Source organism: Pseudomonas moorei (assembly GCF_042846945.1).
GTDB lineage: Bacteria > Pseudomonadota > Gammaproteobacteria > Pseudomonadales > Pseudomonadaceae > Aquipseudomonas > Aquipseudomonas moorei.
Window position 1 is genome coordinate 941,049 of the sequence record NZ_AP035776.1, and the last position, 16,182, is coordinate 957,230.

At 60.5% G+C, this 16,182-nt stretch carries 17 protein-coding genes; 7 read left to right on the forward strand and 10 right to left on the reverse strand.

All coding sequences use genetic code 11. From position 1 onward, the window contains the following. Nucleotides 1–34 precede the first annotated feature (34 nt). The 4 genes from trmB to ACGJAX_RS04510 form a co-directional block, all read right to left on the reverse strand. Nucleotides 35–760, reverse strand: coding sequence for a tRNA (guanosine(46)-N7)-methyltransferase TrmB (trmB, locus tag ACGJAX_RS04495; RefSeq protein WP_090326115.1), 726 nt, complete (start codon nucleotides 758–760; stop codon nucleotides 35–37). Between the two features lie 9 nt (nucleotides 761–769). Further along, nucleotides 770–1,564 (reverse strand): thiazole synthase, encoded by a 795-nt coding sequence (locus ACGJAX_RS04500; RefSeq protein ID WP_090326117.1) that lies wholly within the window; start codon nucleotides 1,562–1,564, stop codon nucleotides 770–772. A 60-nt stretch (nucleotides 1,565–1,624) separates the two neighbouring features. Further along, nucleotides 1,625–1,825: a sulfur carrier protein ThiS gene (gene thiS, locus ACGJAX_RS04505; RefSeq protein WP_007953386.1), complete on the reverse strand. Its 201-nt coding sequence runs from the start codon at nucleotides 1,823–1,825 to the stop codon at nucleotides 1,625–1,627. Between the two features lie 71 nt (nucleotides 1,826–1,896). Beyond that, on the reverse strand, nucleotides 1,897–2,277 hold the full coding sequence (locus ACGJAX_RS04510; protein ID WP_090326120.1) for a DUF423 domain-containing protein: 381 nt from the start codon (nucleotides 2,275–2,277) through the stop codon (nucleotides 1,897–1,899). A 74-nt stretch (nucleotides 2,278–2,351) separates the two neighbouring features. On the opposite strand from ACGJAX_RS04510, the gene mtgA reads away from it, so the two are divergent. Further along, entirely contained in the window at nucleotides 2,352–3,074 is a 723-nt protein-coding gene (gene mtgA / locus ACGJAX_RS04515) for a monofunctional biosynthetic peptidoglycan transglycosylase (protein WP_090326122.1), read from the forward strand. 84 nt (nucleotides 3,075–3,158) lie between these two features. Here mtgA and rpoH read toward each other — a convergent pair whose 3' ends face one another. From rpoH to ftsY, 4 genes are all read right to left on the reverse strand, one after another. Beyond that, nucleotides 3,159–4,013 carry an RNA polymerase sigma factor RpoH gene (gene rpoH, locus ACGJAX_RS04520; RefSeq protein WP_047534555.1) on the reverse strand — a complete coding sequence of 285 codons (855 nt, stop codon included), beginning with the start codon at nucleotides 4,011–4,013 and terminating at the stop codon, nucleotides 3,159–3,161. Between the two features lie 113 nt (nucleotides 4,014–4,126). Then, complete coding sequence (ftsX, locus tag ACGJAX_RS04525) at nucleotides 4,127–5,149, reverse strand: permease-like cell division protein FtsX (RefSeq protein WP_390957562.1); 1,023 nt, start codon at nucleotides 5,147–5,149, stop codon at nucleotides 4,127–4,129. Further along, the gene (ftsE, locus tag ACGJAX_RS04530; protein WP_003229148.1) at nucleotides 5,146–5,817 is read right to left on the reverse strand and encodes a cell division ATP-binding protein FtsE; all 672 of its coding nucleotides are present in this window, start codon (nucleotides 5,815–5,817) and stop codon (nucleotides 5,146–5,148) included. Before ftsE ends, ftsX begins: the two co-directional genes overlap by 4 nt. After that, entirely contained in the window at nucleotides 5,814–7,256 is a 1,443-nt protein-coding gene (gene ftsY, locus ACGJAX_RS04535; RefSeq protein WP_390957564.1) for a signal recognition particle-docking protein FtsY, read from the reverse strand. Before ftsY ends, ftsE begins: the two co-directional genes overlap by 4 nt. Nucleotides 7,257–7,600: 344 nt before the next feature. Here ftsY and ACGJAX_RS04540 point away from each other — a divergent pair, with 344 nt between their 5' ends. The 5 genes from ACGJAX_RS04540 to ACGJAX_RS04560 all read left to right on the forward strand — a co-directional run bounded on the left by ACGJAX_RS04540 (nucleotide 7,601) and on the right by ACGJAX_RS04560 (nucleotide 12,958). After that, the gene (locus tag ACGJAX_RS04540; protein ID WP_390957566.1) at nucleotides 7,601–8,956 is read left to right on the forward strand and encodes a pitrilysin family protein; all 1,356 of its coding nucleotides are present in this window, start codon (nucleotides 7,601–7,603) and stop codon (nucleotides 8,954–8,956) included. After that, entirely contained in the window at nucleotides 8,949–10,439 is a 1,491-nt protein-coding gene (locus ACGJAX_RS04545; RefSeq protein ID WP_248914479.1) for a pitrilysin family protein, read from the forward strand. Before ACGJAX_RS04540 ends, ACGJAX_RS04545 begins: the two co-directional genes overlap by 8 nt. After that, nucleotides 10,439–11,053 carry a 16S rRNA (guanine(966)-N(2))-methyltransferase RsmD gene (gene rsmD / locus ACGJAX_RS04550; RefSeq protein ID WP_130206689.1) on the forward strand — a complete coding sequence of 205 codons (615 nt, stop codon included), beginning with the start codon at nucleotides 10,439–10,441 and terminating at the stop codon, nucleotides 11,051–11,053. The genes ACGJAX_RS04545 and rsmD overlap by 1 nt, the downstream gene beginning before the upstream one ends. A 63-nt stretch (nucleotides 11,054–11,116) precedes the next feature. Continuing rightward, nucleotides 11,117–12,115 carry a hydrolase gene (locus tag ACGJAX_RS04555; RefSeq protein ID WP_390957569.1) on the forward strand — a complete coding sequence of 333 codons (999 nt, stop codon included), beginning with the start codon at nucleotides 11,117–11,119 and terminating at the stop codon, nucleotides 12,113–12,115. Between the two features lie 3 nt (nucleotides 12,116–12,118). After that, the gene (locus tag ACGJAX_RS04560; protein ID WP_390957571.1) at nucleotides 12,119–12,958 is read left to right on the forward strand and encodes an AraC family transcriptional regulator; all 840 of its coding nucleotides are present in this window, start codon (nucleotides 12,119–12,121) and stop codon (nucleotides 12,956–12,958) included. Between the two features lie 51 nt (nucleotides 12,959–13,009). Here the strand turns inward: ACGJAX_RS04560 and ACGJAX_RS04565 are convergent, their stop codons facing one another. Continuing rightward, a complete protein-coding gene (locus ACGJAX_RS04565) occupies nucleotides 13,010–13,864 on the reverse strand; it encodes a sulfurtransferase (RefSeq protein WP_090326143.1) in 855 nt (284 codons plus the stop codon). A 50-nt stretch (nucleotides 13,865–13,914) separates the two neighbouring features. Beyond that, nucleotides 13,915–14,583: a TetR/AcrR family transcriptional regulator gene (locus ACGJAX_RS04570; protein WP_090326146.1), complete on the reverse strand. Its 669-nt coding sequence runs from the start codon at nucleotides 14,581–14,583 to the stop codon at nucleotides 13,915–13,917. A gap of 145 nt (nucleotides 14,584–14,728) precedes the next feature. Between ACGJAX_RS04570 and ACGJAX_RS04575 the strand changes: the two genes are divergently transcribed. After that, on the forward strand, nucleotides 14,729–16,159 hold the full coding sequence (locus ACGJAX_RS04575; RefSeq protein WP_390957573.1) for an aldehyde dehydrogenase family protein: 1,431 nt from the start codon (nucleotides 14,729–14,731) through the stop codon (nucleotides 16,157–16,159). Nucleotides 16,160–16,182 lie beyond the last annotated feature (23 nt).

Consider the following 16,182-nt stretch of genomic DNA (forward strand, 5'->3'; position numbering starts at 1 on the left):
ACCGCTATCGCGAGCAGGCTCGCTCCCACAGGTTTTACGCCAGTTTTTCGAACTTCAAATCCCACACACCATGCCCAAGACGTTCGCCACGGCGTTCGAACTTGGTGATCGGCCGCTCGGCCGGGCGCGGTACGCATTTGCCGTCTTCGGCCAGGTTGCGATAACCCGGCGCGACGTTCATCACTTCCAGCATGTATTCAGCGTACGGTTCCCAGTCGGTGGCCATGTGCAGGATGCCGCCGACCTTCAACTTGCTGCGTACCAGTTCAGCGAACGAAGCCTGAACGATGCGACGCTTGTGATGACGGCTCTTGTGCCATGGGTCCGGGAAAAACAGCATCAGGCGATCGAGGCTGTTGTCGGCCACGCAACGGTTGAGCACTTCGATGGCATCGCAATCGTAGACCCGCAGGTTGGTCAAACCCTGGGTCAGCACGCCATTGAGCAACGCACCAACGCCCGGACGGTGCACTTCGACACCGATGAAATCCTGCTCCGGCGAAGCCGCCGCCATTTCCAGCAGCGAATGGCCCATGCCGAAACCGATTTCCAGCGAGCGCGGGGCCGAGCGACCGAACACCTGGTCGAAGTCCACCGGCGCGTCGGCCAGGGGCAGCACGAACAGCGGTGCGCCCTGCTCCAGGCCACGTTGTTGGCCTTCGGTCATGCGCCCGGCACGCATCACGAAACTCTTGATGCGGCGGTGTTGGCGCTCGTCGCCTTCTTCCGTCTGGATAGGCGTGTCGTTCGATTCAGTCATCAATGGCTCTTACTTGATCAGACCATCCAGCGGCGAAGAGGCGCTGGCATAGAGTTTTTTCGGCATGCGGCCAGCGAGGTAAGCCAAACGGCCCGCAACGATGGCGTGTTTCATGGCTTCAGCCATCATGATCGGCTGCTGGGCGTGGGCGATCGCCGAGTTCATCAGCACGGCGTCACAACCCAGTTCCATGGCGATGGTAGCGTCGGAAGCGGTACCGACACCGGCATCCACCAGCACCGGAATTTTGGCTTCTTCAAGGATGATCTGCAGGTTGTACGGGTTGCAGATCCCCAGGCCGGAACCGATCAGACCGGCCAGCGGCATCACCGCGATGCAGCCGATTTCCGCCAGTTGCCGGGCGATGATCGGGTCGTCGCTGGTGTAGACCATCACGTCGAAGCCTTCCTTGACCAGCGACTCCGCGGCCTTGAGGGTTTCGATCACGTTGGGAAACAGGGTTTTCTGGTCCGCCAGCACTTCCAGCTTCACCAGGTTGTGGCCATCAAGCAGCTCACGGGCCAGGCGGCAGGTGCGCACGGCCTCGACTGCGTCATAGCAACCGGCAGTGTTCGGCAGAAAGGTGTAGCGATCCGGCGACAGGAAATCCAGCAGGTTCGGTTCGCCCGCGTTCTGGCCGAGGTTGGTACGACGCACGGCGAAAGTGACGATCTCGGCACCCGAGGCCTCGATGGCCAGGCGGGTTTCTTCCATGTCACGGTACTTGCCGGTACCTACCAGCAAACGCGACTGGTAAGTACGACCAGCCAGGACGAAGGGCTTGTCGCTACGAACGATGCTCATGGGAAATCCTCTGTAGGAGTGAGGGTCTTGCAGAATTCTCGGCCCATGCGGGCCAGACGGCTAGCCGCCGCCGATGGCGTGCACGACTTCGACGTTGTCGCCGTCATTGAGCGTGGTATCGGCATGCTGACTGCGCGGGACGATATCCAGATTGAGTTCGACCGCCACCCGACGTCCGGTCAGGTCCAGACGGGTCAGCAGGGCCGCAACGGTTTCACCGTCGGGCAGTTCAAAGGATTCGCCGTTCAACTGAATGCGCATGCCGGATGCCGCCATCATTTTTAGGGGCTGGCATTCTAGCCCGATCGTGACCTAAAGGTCAGCAACAAGCGTCAAGCGGTAAGCTGCAAGCGCCAGGCGGCAAGACCCAGGCAAAACCAGCCAACCAGGAATGCCAGTCCGCCAAAAGGCGTGATGATGCCGAGCTTGCTGAAGCCTGTCAGCGTCAGCACGTACAGACTGCCGGAGAACAGCAGGATGCCGATGGCAAAGGACGCACCGGCCCAGGTGATCAGTCGACCGGGCACCTGCGTGGCCAGCAGCGCCACACCCAGCAGCGCCAGTGTATGCACCAGTTGATAGGTGACGCCGGTGTGGAAAATGGCCAGGTACTCGGCACTCAGGCGATTTTTCAGACCGTGGGCGGCGAATGCGCCAAGGCCGACACCAGTGAAACCGAAAAAAGCGGCCAGCATCAGAAAGCCACGCAGCATGAAGAACTCCAGTCAGACGCAATCAACAGGGTCTGTATAATGGCCCGCTCAACGGGTTCGGCCAAGCCATCTCTATGCTGCGTATATTTTTCCGTCGATTCACGAAGGCCGTGCTCTGGTTCATGGGCGGCAGCGTACTGCTCGTGCTGATTTTTCGCGTGGTACCACCGCCGGGGACGGCGTTGATGGTTGAACGCAAGATTGAATCCTGGTTCAACGGCGAACCCATTGACCTGCAACGCACCTGGAAGCCCTGGGATGAAATCTCGGATGACCTGAAAGTGGCGGTGATCGCGGGTGAGGATCAGAAATTCCCGGAGCACTGGGGCTTTGACTTCGGAGCGATCCAGGCCGCACTGGCCCATAACGAGCTCGGAGGCACGGTTCGCGGCGCCAGTACCCTGAGCCAGCAGGTTTCGAAAAACCTGTTCCTGTGGTCCGGTCGCAGCTGGTTGCGCAAAGGCCTGGAGGCCTGGTTTACCGGCCTGATCGAAGTGTTCTGGCCCAAACAGCGGATTCTCGAGGTGTATCTCAACAGCGTCGAGTGGGATGACGGGGTATTTGGTGCCGAGGCCGCTGCACGACATCACTTTGGCATCAGTGCGAAAAACCTCAGCCGCCAGCAATCGAGTCTATTAGCCGCTGTGCTGCCCAACCCGCGTGTGTGGAGCGCCAGCCATCCGACTTCTTACGTTTCGCGGCGTGCGGGGTGGATACGGCAGCAGATGAGCCAGTTGGGGGGCGACAGCTATCTGGTGGGACTGAACGATTCGCGCCGGGCGCCGTGGTCTCAATGACGCTGCCACATTGGTTATGTGTGAGGCCAGAAACAAAAACGCCCCGATCAATGATCGGGGCGTTTTTTATTGCCTGCTTGCCGGTTACGCGGCAATCGAGAGCTTTAGCTTGTTCATCGCGCTCTTCTCAAGCTGACGAATACGCTCGGCCGACACGTTGTACTTCTGCGCCAGGTCATGCAGCGTGGCTTTTTCTTCTGCCAGCCAACGCTGATAGAGGATGTCTCGGCTGCGGTCGTCCAGCACTTCCAGCGCTTCGTGCAGGTTGTGATTGGAGTTGTCGCTCCAGTCGGCATCTTCCAGTTGACGGGCCGGATCGTACCGGTGGTCTTCCAGGTAGTTGGCCGGCGACTGGAAAGCACTGTCGTCGTCAGCTTCAGCCGCCGGGTCGAAGGCCATGTCATGGCCGGTCAGGCGACTTTCCATCTCGCGCACTTCCCGCGGCTCTACGCCGAGGCTTTCCGCCACACGATGGACTTCCTCATTGTTCAACCAGGCCAGACGTTTCTTCTGGCTTCGCAGATTGAAGAACAGTTTGCGCTGGGCCTTGGTGGTCGCGACTTTCACAATACGCCAGTTGCGCAGGATGAATTCGTGGATTTCAGCCTTGATCCAGTGCACGGCAAAGGACACCAGGCGCACGCCCATTTCCGGGTTGAAGCGCTTCACGGCCTTCATCAGGCCGACGTTACCTTCCTGGATCAGGTCAGCCTGAGCCAGACCGTAGCCGGAATAGCTACGGGCGATATGTACGACAAAACGCAGGTGGGCGAGCACCATCTGCCGAGCCGCCTCAAGATCCTGCTCATAATAGAGACTCTCGGCCAGTTCACGCTCCTGCTCCGGCGTCAGCAAAGGAATGCTGTTCACCGTGTGCACATAGGCCTCCAGGTTCGCACCCGGGACCAGAGCATATGCAGGCTGCAAAGAATTGGTCATACGAAAAAACCTCCGACTTACATAACTCGTGCAGTTAAGCACTGCGAAAATTGACCGGAAACCGAAGAACAAGTTCCCATAAACGCTGAAAGGTCAATACGAGCAAAATGATACTACTTAGGCGCAAGCTCCCTCAGGTGGCGTGCGACTGCAATCCATGCACCGATATACCCTAACAGCACCGCGCCAAGCAAGAGAGACAGACCGTCGGCAACCGGCACTCCGGCCAGCGCGAAATCACTGCCGTACAAACCGGCCAGCCCGACTACCGCGTCATTCAGCCAGTTAAGGCCAAACGCCAATACACCCCAGGAAAAAATCCCCGCACCGAAGCCATAAAGCGCGCCCATATAGAGAAAGGGCCTGCGTACATAGCTGTCAGTGCCGCCGACCAGTTTAATCACTTCTATCTCTGTGCGGCGGTTTTCAATATGAAGACGAATGGTATTGCCTATCACCAAAAGTAATGCAGAAACCAGAAGCACGGTCAGACCGAAGACAAAACGGTCGCCCAGCTTGAGAATGGCTGCCAGACGCTCCACCCAGACTAAATCAAGCTGCGCCTGCTGTACCTTCGGCAGCTCGGAAAGTTTTTGTCTTAATGCTTCAAGAGTCGGCTTATCGACTTCGTTCGGCGTCACCAGGACCACGCCGGGCAGCGGGTTTTCCGGCAACTCCTTGAGCGCGTCGCCCAGGCCGGACTGCTGCTGGAACTCTTCCAGCGCTTGATCCCGCCCAACGTATTCGGCATCGGCCACGCCCGGCATAGCCTTGATCCGCTCGCGCAGCGCCTCGCCTTCGACCGGGCTGGCTTCGAGTTGCAGGTACAGGGAAATCTGCGCAGCTCGCTGCCAGGAACCACCCAGACGCTCAACGTTACTTAGCAAAAGTGACAGACCCATGGGCAAACTCAGGGCCACGGCCATCACCATGCAGGTGAAAAAACTGCCGATAGGCTGCTTGCCCAGACGACGCAAGCTGTCGAGCAGACTGGCGCGATGGCTCTCGACCCAGGCACGGAACAGCGTGGCGAAGTCCGGGCCGTCATCGTCGTCGTGCTTTTTCTTGGTCGGTTGCGGATCGGCGGCCTTCGGGGCTACACGCTCGGAAACCTTTGGACTGCGAGTCGCACTCATACGCCGGCCTCCCCGTCGCCAATCAATCGACCGCGTTGCAGGGTCAGCATGCGATGGCGCATGCGCGCGATCAGGGCCAGGTCGTGACTGGCGATCAGCACGCTGGTGCCCAGACGGTTGATGTCTTCAAACACGCCCATGATTTCCGCCGCCAGACGCGGGTCGAGGTTACCGGTCGGTTCGTCCGCCAGCAGCAAGGCCGGACGGTGAACGATGGCGCGGGCAATGCCGACGCGCTGTTGCTGGCCGGTGGAGAGGTCACCGGGGTACAGATCAGTCTTGTCCGACAGCGCTACGCGCTCCAGGGCCGAATCCACGCGCTTGGCGATTTCCGCCTTGGACAGGCCAAGAATCTGCAACGGCAGCGCGACGTTGTTGAACACCGTGCGATCAAACAACAGCTGGTGGTTCTGGAACACCACGCCGATCTGTCGGCGCAAAAATGGAATCTGCGCGTTGCTGATGGTGCTCAGGTCCTGCCCGGCCAGCAGCAACTTGCCGCTGGTGGGACGTTCCATGGCCAGCAGCAACCGCAACAAAGTACTTTTACCGGCACCGGAATGGCCGGTTACAAACAAAAACTCACCGCGACGGACTCGAAAGCTCAGCTCATGCAAGCCGACGTGACCGTTCGGGTAGCGTTTACCGACCTGTTCGAAACGAATCATGAACGCTCCCGCTCGGCAAACAGTGCCTGGACAAAGGGTTCAGCTTCAAAAGTGCGCAAATCGTCGATGCCTTCACCGACGCCGATGTAGCGGATCGGCAGACCGAACTGCTTGGCCAGGGCAAAAATCACCCCGCCCTTGGCGGTTCCGTCGAGCTTGGTCAGTGCCAGGCCAGTCAGTTCGACGGTCTGGTTGAACTGTTTGGCCTGGTTGATGGCGTTCTGGCCGGTGCCGGCATCGAGCACCAGCAACACTTCGTGCGGTGCATCGGCGTCGAGCTTGCCGATCACCCGGCGAACTTTTTTCAGCTCTTCCATCAGGTTGTCTTTGGTGTGCAGACGACCGGCGGTGTCGGCGATCAGCACATCAATGCCACGGGCCTTGGCGGCCTGCACGGCGTCGAAGATAACCGAAGCCGAGTCGGCACCCGTGTGCTGGGCGATGACCGGAATCTTGTTGCGCTCACCCCAGACCTGCAATTGCTCGACCGCCGCGGCACGGAAGGTGTCACCGGCAGCGAGCATAACCTTCTTGCCTTCCAGCTGCAGTTTCTTTGCCAGCTTGCCGATGGTGGTGGTCTTGCCGGCACCGTTGACGCCAACGACCAGAATCACGAACGGCTTGTTTTGCGAGGTGATTTTCAGCGGTTGCTCGACGGGCTTGAGCATGGCCGCGAGTTCGGCTTGCAGGGACTTGTACAAGGCATCGGAGTCAGCCAGCTCCTTGCGCGCAACCTTTTGGGTCAGGCGCTGAATGATCACCGAAGTGGCTTCGACGCCGACGTCGGCGGTCAGCAGACGGGTTTCGAGATCATCGAGCAGATCATCGTCGATGGCTTTCTTGCCCAGAAACAGGCTGGCCATGCCTTCACCGATGCTGGCGCTGGTCTTGGACAGGCCTTGTTTGAGGCGGGCGAAGAAACCGGCCTTGGTTTCTTCGGTGCGAACGGGTTCAGCCGGCGGTTCGACCGGTGCAGCGACAACAGGTGCAGGTGCAGGCTCTGGCGCTTTGACAACCGGTGCAACCGGTGGGACGAATACCGGCGCAGTCTCGACAACCGGCGCGGCAATAACCGGCTCGATCACTGGCGCACGAACCGGCTCATGAGCCACGGGTGGCTGTGCAGGAATCGGCGGCGTCACGTGTGGCGCCTGCTCATCTTCAACCAGGGCCACCGGTTCTTCCGCCACCGGCAACGTCAGCCAGGGCTGAGCGACCGGGGTTCGGGGCAATTCGGCCGGAACTTCGTCTACAGGTTCGGCAACCGGTTGCAGTACCGGCTCTGCGATTGGCGACACAACTGGCGCAGGCGCTGGCTCGGGTGTTGACTTTGGCTGTTCGACGACGGATTCCTGCGGTTTTTTGCGCAGCCATCCGAACAGGCTTTTCTTTTCGCCAGCCGCAGCTGGGGTCTTCTTGTCGTCGTTGGAACCAAACATGGGGGACGGCTATCTCACGGTAGCGACGCGCCAACGGGCGCCCCGGCAAATAAATATTCGATGCAGAACAGACTGTGATTCATCCAGCTTGTTCACGCGCAACATTTTGTCGAGGTGCTCAACGGCGCCTCAAGAAATCGACTTCTCATAGGACTAAAGCAGCAAAATCGGCGAAAAAGCGGAATTCAGTTGATAAATATCCACCTTCCGTCGCAAACCCAATCAACCTGATCAAGCATAAAGGCCTGATAGGCGTGGCCGCCGCTAAAACGGATCAGTATCCTAGCACCTCCTCGCCCGCCTAGGCTAAGACCAAGCGGACAGCCCCAAAGGTTTAAAAACGAATGAATGCTCTAGCCCGCCGCGCCGCAGGCCTGCTGCTCAGCACAGTTTGCCTGCCCCTTTCGGCCCTGGCTGCCGACCCGCAACCCACTCACGAATTCACCCTCGACAATGGCCTGAAGGTCGTCGTGCGCGAAGATCATCGCGCGCCGGTGGTGGTTTCACAGGTCTGGTACAAGGTCGGCTCCAGCTACGAGACTCCGGGTCAGACCGGGTTGTCACACGCCCTGGAACACATGATGTTCAAGGGCAGCGAGAAAGTCGGTCCCGGCGAAGCCTCGCTGATCCTGCGTGACCTCGGCGCCGAAGAGAACGCCTTCACCAGCGACGACTTCACCGCGTATTACCAGGTGCTGGCCCGCGATCGCCTGGGCGTGGCCTTCGAACTGGAAGCCGACCGCATGGCCAGCCTGCGCCTGCCGGCCGATGAGTTCGCCCGGGAAATCGAAGTCATTAAAGAAGAACGCCGCCTGCGCACCGACGACAAACCGATGTCCAAGGCCTACGAGCGCTTCAAGGCCATGGCCTACCCGGCTAGCGGCTATCACACGCCCACCATTGGCTGGATGGCGGATCTGGACCGCATGAAGGTCGAAGAGCTGCGCCACTGGTATCAATCCTGGTACGTGCCGAACAACGCCACGCTGGTGGTGGTCGGCGATGTGACCCCGGACGAAGTCAAGGCCCTGGCCCAGCGTTACTTCGGGCCGATCGCCAGACGCGACGTGCCGCCGGCGAAGATTCCGCTGGAACTGGCCGAGCCCGGCGAACGTCAGATCACCCTGCACGTGAAGACCCAATTGCCCAGCCTGATGCTGGCATTCAACGTGCCGAGCATTGCCACCGCCGAAGACAAACGCTCGGTGAATGCCTTGCGCCTGATTTCCGCCCTGCTCGACGGCGGCTACAGCGCTCGCATCCCGACCCAGTTGGAGCGTGGCGAAGAGCTGGTGTCCGGCGGCTCGTCGAGTTACGACGCCTACACCCGTGGCGACAGTCTGTTCACGCTGTCGGCAACCCCTAACAGTCAGAAAAACAAAACCATCGAACAGGCAGAAGCCGGTTTGTGGAAGCTGCTCGAACAACTTAAAACCACCGCCCCGTCCAGCGAAGAACTCGAGCGCGTGCGTGCGCAGGTCATCGCCGGTCTGGTTTACGAACGTGACTCGATCACCAGCCAGGCCTCTGCTATTGGTCAACTGGAAACCGTGGGCCTGTCCTGGAAAGTGATGGACACCGAACTCACCGACCTGGAAAGCGTGACACCGCAAGACATCCAGAAAGCCGCCAAGCTGTATTTCACCCGCGAACGTCTCAGCGTCGCCCATGTTCTGCCAGAGGAGACGACTCATGAGTGAGCGTAAAAAATCGCGCCTGGCCTTGCTCGGCCTGATCGCAGCCATGCTGATCGGCTCAGCCGCGTTCTATTTCTCCAAGACTGATGATTCCATTGCCAGCGAGGCGCTGGACAAAGCCAGGGCCAGCCAGAAACTGCAATCGCTGACCGAGCTCAACGGCAAGGCACCGAGCCATCGCAAACTCGACATCCAGACCTGGCAAACAGCCGAAGGCGCCAAGGTGCTGTTTGTCGAAGCCCGTGAGCTGCCGATGTTCGACATGCGCCTGATCTTCGCCGCCGGCAGCAGCCAGGATGGCGATGCACCCGGTCTGGCGACCCTGACCAACGCCATGCTCAACGAAGGCGTCGCCGGCAAAGACGTCAGCGCGATTGCCCAGGGCTTCGAAGGACTGGGCGCCGATTTCGGCAACGGTGCCTACAAAGACATGGCGGTCGCCTCCTTGCGTAGCCTCAGCGCCGCGGACAAACGCGAGCCAGCCTTGAAGCTGTTCGCCGAAGTCGTGGGCAAACCGACGTTCCCCGCTGATTCCTTTACCCGCATCAAGAACCAGTTGCTCGCCGGTTTCGAATACCAGAAACAGAATCCCGGCAAACTGGCCAGCGTCGAATTGATGAATCGCCTGTATGGCGATCACCCGTATGCGCATTCCAGCGACGGTACGGCGGACACCATTCCGGCCATCACCCTGGAGCAACTGCGTGCGTTCCACCAGAAAGCCTACGCTGCCGGGAACGTAGTGATCGCACTGGTGGGTGACTTGTCCCGCACTGAAGCCGAAGCCATTGCGGCACAGGTTTCCGCAGCCCTGCCCAAAGGCCCGGCCCTGCCGAAAATCGCACAACCGGCCGAACCCAAGGCCAGCGTCAGCCACATCGAGTTTCCGTCCAAGCAGACCAATCTGATGATCGCGCAACTGGGCATCGACCGTGACGATCCGGACTACGCGGCCCTGTCCATGGGTAACCAGATCCTCGGCGGTGGCGGTTTCGGCACTCGCCTGATGAGCGAAGTCCGCGAGAAGCGTGGCCTGTCTTATGGCGTGTATTCGGGCTTCACCCCGATGCAGGCGCGCGGCCCGTTCATGATCAATCTGCAGACCCGCGCCGAAATGAGCGAAGGCACCCTGAAGCTGGTGCAGGACGTGCTGGCGGACTACCTTAAAACCGGCCCGACCGAAAAAGAACTCGACGACGCCAAGCGCGAACTGTCCGGCAGCTTCCCGCTGTCGACCGCCAGCAACGCCGACATTGTCGGACAACTGGGCGCCATCGGCTTCTATAACCTGCCGTTGAGTCATCTGGAGGACTTCATGCAACAGTCCCAGAACCTGACTGTCGAGCAAGTCCGGGCTGCACTGAACAAACACCTGAGCACGGACAAAATGGTCATCGTCAGCGCTGGCCCGACCGTGCCACAAAAGCCGTTACCGGCCCCTACTGATAAACCTGCCGAGCAACCGCTCGGGGTTCCGGAGCATTAATGGCCACTTCCCGTCCCAAAAAACCGGTTCACAACGTGCATAACGGCGTGAACCAACTGCGCATCATCGGCGGCGAATGGCGCAGCCGAAAGCTGAGCTTCCCTGACGCTCCGGGCCTGCGCCCGACGCCGGACCGGGTGCGTGAAACCCTGTTCAACTGGCTGGCTCCCTACGTCCCCGGCGCCAAGGTGCTCGACCCGTTCACCGGCAGTGGCGCGCTGTTTCTCGAGGCTTTGTCCCGTGGTGCAGCCATGGGCCAGGCGCTGGACGCCAGCAGCCTGGCGGTATCCAGCCTCAAGGAGCATCTGGGTACGCTGCGCTGCACCACCGGCCAGGTGCAGACCGCCGACGCCCTGCGCTATCTGGAAACCCAGCCAGCGGTTGCCTACGACCTGGTATTCCTCGACCCGCCGTTCAACCAAAACCTGTTGCCCGCCGTTTGTACGCTGCTTGAAGAGCGTCAGTGGCTGGCAGACGACGCCTGGGTTTATACCGAAAGCGAAAGCGCACCCTCGACCCTGGGCCTGCCAGGCAACTGGCGTCTGCACCGGGAGCAAAAGTCCGGGCGGGTCTATTATTCGTTGTGGCAACGTATGGCAGAGATTGCCGGCTAATCGATCGGCCTGAACAAGGCGCGTGCCTCCTTCAAGGTACGCGCCGATGCTTCGAGAACACTCGTGTCCCATCCGTCAGAACGCTTCATCCCGGCCTTCGGCCTCGGCAACCCGCACTTGCAAACCTTGTGGGGACCGCTGTGGCGCAAAACCACTCATCTTCAGCGTGAGCGTGAACGCCTGTGGCTTGAGGATGGCGACTTCCTCGACCTCGACTGGCACGGTCCGCACAGCGTCGATGCGCCCCTGGTCCTGGTGTTGCACGGCCTGACAGGTTCGTCGAATTCGCCTTATGTGGCCGGGATACAAAAGGCGCTGGGCGATCGCGGCTGGGCCAGTGTCGCGCTGAACTGGCGCGGTTGCTCCGGCGAACCCAATCTGCTGCCGCGCAGCTACCATTCCGGTGCCAGTGAAGACCTGGCTGAAACCATCAGGCACTTGCGCGCCAAACGCCCTCTCGCTCCGCTGTTTGCGGTCGGCTACTCCCTGGGCGGCAATGTGTTGCTTAAACACCTGGGCGAAACCGGCAGTGCCAGCGGCGTGCTCGGTGCGGTGGCGGTGTCAGTGCCGTTTCGCCTCGACCAATGTGCCGACCGCATCGGCCAGGGATTTTCCAAGGTCTATCAAGCGCATTTCATGCGCGAGATGCTGGCCTACATCAAGAACAAACAACGGCAGTTCCAGCATGACGGGCGCGAAGACGGCCTGGCGGCAATCGCGGCGCTGGGCTCGCTGGAGAACATGCGCACGTTCTGGGATTTCGACGGCCGGGTGACTGCACCGCTGAATGGTTTTGCCGATGCCGAGGACTACTATCGCCGCGCGTCGAGCCGCTACTTCCTCGGCGAAATCCGCACGCCAACCCTGATCATTCAGGCCGCCGACGACCCCTTCGTATTTCCCCACAGCCTGCCCCAAACTCAAGAGCTGTCGGCCTGCACGCATTTCGAGTTGCAGGCCAAAGGCGGGCATGTCGGATTTGTCGACGGCTCGTTCCGCCAACCGGGGTACTACCTGGAACGGCGCATCCCACAGTGGCTGACCACCGTGGCCCGCGAGTAGACCGTGAACAACCCTCAGGGCGAATCCATCCACTTCTGGCATACCGCGCCGCTGGCCGGGGTCGAGTTATTGTCGGCGCGCTACATCGAGCAGCGTTTCGCCCCTCATGTGCACGACGGCTACGTGATCGGCATGATCATGGCCGGCGCCCAGCGCTACCGGTATCGCGGTGCCGAGCATCTGGCTGGCAGCGGCACACTGGTGTTGATCAACCCGGATGAACTGCACACCGGGCACAAGGGTACGGAGGACGGCTGGCTATACCGGGCGTTTTATCCCGATAGCGGGCAGATCCTGTCGCTGCTGGCCGAACTCGAATTGCCCACCCACAACCTGCCGGCGTTCGGTGCCACGCTGTACCGGGATCCGGATCTGGTGAACGGCTTCTGCCAATTGCACCGCTTGTTGGAAAGCCCGGCCAGCGCACTGCAACAACAGACCGCCTGGCGTGAACTGATGCTGTCTCTGTTGCAGCGCCACGCGGCAATTGCGGATGCGGGAAAACCGGGCAAGGAACACCGGGCGGTGACCTTGGCCAAGGACCTGCTGCACACGCGCCTGGCGGCGCCTCCCTCGCTGGAGGAACTGGCAGCGGCTGTGAACTTGTCGCCCTTTCACTTTGCCCGGGTGTTCCGCCGCGCCACCGGCATGCCGCCGCACACCTGGCTGATGCAACAACGCATCGCTCGGGCACGGGCACTCTTGCAGGGCGGTTGCTGGCCGCTGGAAGTTGCGACGCAGTTGGGATTTGCCGACCAGAGCCATCTGAGTCGGCAATTCAAGCAGGTGTATGGGGTTGGGCCGGGGGCGTATCGAAGTGCGCGGCAGTTGCCCGGATCCTGATGACGACAAAAACAATGTGGGAACAAGCTCGCTCCCACAGGTTTGCGCTTTTTATTCGCCGGTGGCGATGCCCCGAGCAGGCTCGTTGATCCACTCGCTCCACGACCCGGCATACAACGAACCCAACGGATAACCCGCCAGGCACAACGCAAACAGGTTATGGCAAGCCGTCACACCGGAACCGCAATACGCCACCAGCTCAGTTGGCGAACGATCTTGCAGCTTCGCCGCAAAACGCTGCTTGAGTTGATCGGCCGGAAGGAAACGCCCATCGCTGCCCAGGTTGTCGGTGAACGCCGCACACTGCGCGCCGGGGATGTGCCCGGCAATCGGATCGATCGGCTCCACTTCGCCCTTGAAGCGCGGCAAGGCGCGGGCGTCAAGCAAGGTCAGCGCGGGTTGACCCAGACGCTTGTGCAACTGTTCTGCACTGAGCAACAGCGAGGCGTCGGGACTCCCGGTAAAGGTACCGCGAGTGATTGAAGGCGCGTCCAGACTCAACGGTAACCCCGCGGCATGCCAGGCTTTGAGCCCGCCATCGAGGATGAACACGCCATCACGCTTGCCCAGCCAGGCCAGGAGCCACCAGGCCCGCGCCGCGTAAGCCCCGGGACCATCGTCATACAAAACGACTTCGCTGTCGGCGTTGATGCCCCAGGCTTGCAGGCGCTCGATCAGGTCGGCCGGCTCGGGCAACGGATGACGCCCGGTCACGCCCCTGACCACTTTGCCGCTGAGATCGCGTTCAAGATCGGCGAAGCTCGACCCGGCGATGTGTCCTTCGGCATAACTGCGCTGACCGTAATCCGGGTCCTCGAGGGCAAAACGACAATCCAGAATCACCAACCCCGGCTGGTCCTTCTTCAGGTCCAGTGCTGGCGGGCTGATCAGTTGCGCAATGGGCATAACAGGCTCCTGTGATGGTGTCGAATGACGATCCTACTGCACTTTGAGATTCACAGCTCTTCCAGAGCCTGGGCCAGCGGCACGTAAAACTCTTCGAACAAGGCGTTGACCGCATCGCGCGCCTGATCCGTGACGAAGCCGGCCTCAAGCACCAATACCTGATAGACCCCGCGCTTGATCGCTTGCTCGCTGAGGTGGCTGGAGTTTTCCCGCGTGGTGCACAGAAAGCGCACCCAGGACGTGAGGATGATCCAGGCATTGAGGGTCAGGGATTCGATCTGCACCCGATCCATCTTCAGGATGCCTGCCTCGACGAAGCCTTCGTAGATGTGCGTGCCCTGGATCAGGCAGCGCTGGGAAAAGCGCCGATACCGCCCGGCAAGATCTGCATCGCTGTCGAGCAAATGTTCGAGGTCGCGATGCAAAAACCGGTAGCGCCACATCGCCGAGAGCAGCTCCTTGAGGTAGTAGCGCTTGTCTTCCACTGTGGCGGCGCGGCCCTGTGGCGGACGCAGGAAACTGTCCACCAGGCTTTCGTACTCACTGAACAGCACAGCGATGATCGCCTGCTTGTTGGGGAAGTGGTAGTACAGGTTGCCTGGAGAAATCTCCATGTGAGCAGCGATGTGATTGGTGCTGATGCTGCGCTCGCCCTGTTGATTGAACAGCTCCAGGCTGTTCTGCACGATGCGCTCGCTGGTTTTGATCCTTGGGGCCATGGCTTGAGCTTTAATTCAGAGTGCGTTGACGGGCATCTTACGACCTAACCGGACAGGGATAAACAAAGCTGCCGCCGGATGTCATTTGACTTTCTAGAGCATAGACTCTAAAACAAGCCTCATTATAAAAAATCCGGAGCCGACCATGACTGCTGAAATTTCCTACCTGCAAGACCTGCAGCAGCCTCTGGAAGAACTCCAAAACCTCTTCGACGCACAGCGCGCCGCCTACGCTGCCAACCCGATGCCACCCGCGGCCCAGCGCCAGCAATGGCTCAAGGCCTTGCGCGACCTGTTGAGCAGCGAACGCCAATCCTTGATCGACGCCATCAGCCAGGACTTCAGCCATCGCAGCGCCGATGAAACCCTGCTCGCCGAATTGATGCCCAGCCTGCATGGCATTCATTACGCCAGCCGCCACCTCAAGGGCTGGATGCGAGCGTCGCGACGCAAGGTCGGCGTAGCCTTCCAGCCAGCCTCGGCGAAAGTGGTCTACCAGCCGCTGGGCGTGGTCGGGGTGATCGTGCCGTGGAACTACCCGCTGTACCTGGCCATCGGGCCTTTGGTCGGTGCGCTGTCGGCGGGCAATCGGGTGATGCTCAAGCTCAGCGAGTCGACCCCCGCTACCGGTTTGCTGCTCAAGGAACTGCTGGGGCGCATCTTTCCCGCAGACCTGGTCTGCGTGGTGCTGGGCGAGGCCGACATCGGCGTCGCGTTCTCACGACTGCATTTCGATCATTTGTTGTTCACCGGCGCCACCAGCATCGGCAAACACGTGATGCGGGCCGCCGCGGAGAACCTGACGCCGGTCACCCTCGAACTGGGCGGCAAATCCCCAGCCATCGTATCCCGCGACGTCCCCCTCAAGGACGCCGCCGAACGCATCGCTTTCGGCAAGACCCTCAACGCCGGGCAAACCTGCGTGGCGCCGGACTACGTGCTGGTGCCCGAAGAACGCGTCGGATCCTTCGTCGAAGCCTATCGCCAGGCGGTTCGCGGGTTTTATCCGACCCTGGCCGACAACCCGGACTACACCGCGATCATCAATGACCGCCAACTGGCACGACTCAACGGCTACATCAGCGATGCCACCAGCAAAGGCGCGCTGCTGATACCGCTGTTCGAACAGGCCCAGGGACGCCGCATGGGTCACAGCTTGCTGCTCAACGTCAGCGACGACATGACGGTGATGCAAGATGAAATCTTCGGCCCACTGCTACCGATCGTGCCGTACAAGGGGCTGGATCAGGCGTTTTCCTACATCAACCAGCGCCCTCGCCCACTGGCGCTGTACTACTTCGGCTACGACAAACGCGAGCAAAACCGCGTACTTCATGAAACCCATTCCGGCGGCGTGTGCCTGAACGACACCCTGCTGCACGTTGCCCAGGACGACATGCCGTTCGGCGGCATTGGCGCCTCTGGCATGGGCCATTACCACGGCCACGAAGGATTCCTGACCTTCAGCAAGGCCAAGGGTGTGCTGATCAAACAGCGGTTCAACGCGGCGAAACTGATCTACCCGCCGTACGGGAAATCCATTCAGAAACTGATCCAGAAGTTGTTCATCCGCTAACGATCATCACCCTCGGGTAATAA

Bases quoted from the DNA above. Each gene is read 5' to 3' on its own strand.
- trmB (WP_090326115.1), bottom strand. From the start codon at position 760: ATGACTGAATCGAACGACACGCCTATCCAGACGGAAGAAGGCGACGAG.
- ACGJAX_RS04500 (WP_090326117.1), bottom strand. From the start codon at position 1,564: ATGAGCATCGTTCGTAGCGACAAGCCCTTCGTCCTGGCTGGTCGTACT.
- thiS (WP_007953386.1), bottom strand. From the start codon at position 1,825: ATGCGCATTCAGTTGAACGGCGAATCCTTTGAACTGCCCGACGGTGAA.
- ACGJAX_RS04510 (WP_090326120.1), bottom strand. From the start codon at position 2,277: ATGCTGCGTGGCTTTCTGATGCTGGCCGCTTTTTTCGGTTTCACTGGT.
- mtgA (WP_090326122.1), top strand. From the start codon at position 2,352: ATGCTGCGTATATTTTTCCGTCGATTCACGAAGGCCGTGCTCTGGTTC.
- rpoH (WP_047534555.1), bottom strand. From the start codon at position 4,013: ATGACCAATTCTTTGCAGCCTGCATATGCTCTGGTCCCGGGTGCGAAC.
- ftsX (WP_390957562.1), bottom strand. From the start codon at position 5,149: ATGAGTGCGACTCGCAGTCCAAAGGTTTCCGAGCGTGTAGCCCCGAAG.
- ftsE (WP_003229148.1), bottom strand. From the start codon at position 5,817: ATGATTCGTTTCGAACAGGTCGGTAAACGCTACCCGAACGGTCACGTC.
- ftsY (WP_390957564.1), bottom strand. From the start codon at position 7,256: ATGTTTGGTTCCAACGACGACAAGAAGACCCCAGCTGCGGCTGGCGAA.
- ACGJAX_RS04540 (WP_390957566.1), top strand. From the start codon at position 7,601: ATGAATGCTCTAGCCCGCCGCGCCGCAGGCCTGCTGCTCAGCACAGTT.
- ACGJAX_RS04545 (WP_248914479.1), top strand. From the start codon at position 8,949: ATGAGTGAGCGTAAAAAATCGCGCCTGGCCTTGCTCGGCCTGATCGCA.
- rsmD (WP_130206689.1), top strand. From the start codon at position 10,439: ATGGCCACTTCCCGTCCCAAAAAACCGGTTCACAACGTGCATAACGGC.
- ACGJAX_RS04565 (WP_090326143.1), bottom strand. From the start codon at position 13,864: ATGCCCATTGCGCAACTGATCAGCCCGCCAGCACTGGACCTGAAGAAG.
- ACGJAX_RS04570 (WP_090326146.1), bottom strand. From the start codon at position 14,583: ATGGCCCCAAGGATCAAAACCAGCGAGCGCATCGTGCAGAACAGCCTG.
- ACGJAX_RS04575 (WP_390957573.1), top strand. From the start codon at position 14,729: ATGACTGCTGAAATTTCCTACCTGCAAGACCTGCAGCAGCCTCTGGAA.